The organism is Thalassotalea sp. G20_0 (genome assembly GCF_017744175.1).
GTDB lineage: Bacteria > Pseudomonadota > Gammaproteobacteria > Pseudomonadales > Endozoicomonadaceae > Endozoicomonas.
Genome location: NZ_JAGHQV010000451.1, coordinates 1 through 593 on the forward strand (window position 1 = coordinate 1; position 593 = coordinate 593).

At 46.9% G+C, this 593-nt stretch carries 1 pseudogene; it reads right to left on the reverse strand.

The features are described from left to right. Positions 1-294, reverse strand: a pseudogene (locus J7438_RS27000) (IS4-like element ISNmo2 family transposase); the annotation flags it as partial. Between the last annotated feature and the right edge of the window lie 299 nt (positions 295-593).

Here is a 593-nt window from a genome sequence, read left to right on the forward strand (position 1 = left end):
AGGATATTCTTTCTGATTTTTCTCAGTGTCAGGCATCAACAATGTTGAACCGTCAGTAAGCAGTACACGACGTTGATGCCATAGCCAAGATTCTGGCGAGGCGCGATCAAGGCTATTGCCTGATGCGCGCAGCAAGCCTCTTATGGATGCTTCAGTCAACCGTTGCCTCGCTTTGCAATATGCGCTGGTGTCAGTGTTGGGCACCTTATTCTTGTTGCCCTTGACGACCTGATCTCTCGCTTCATCAATGAGGGCGTGGCGACATGATTTGGTGTCACTGGCCACCTGTCGCATGAATAAAGTTAATGTTTTGATGGGTGGAAAACCTCGTACCCTGCAACCGGGGTAACAGTCCTGAAAAGAGTTAAGGTCATCAGAGGTTAGGATTGATGAAAATTCATCGTTTTCAGTCTGTGCAAATTGGTGAAGGCAATCATCTGCGAGGCACAGGAATTCTTGGCTAGACTTGTTCATGGCTTGCTCGGAAGGGAAATATTTATGCTTGTGACTTTTATAGTCGCTTCTTTCCGAGCAAGCTTTGAATTATCAAGGGGTGAGGCCTTAAGTCAGTGCCATTGATCCATGTACTGCTC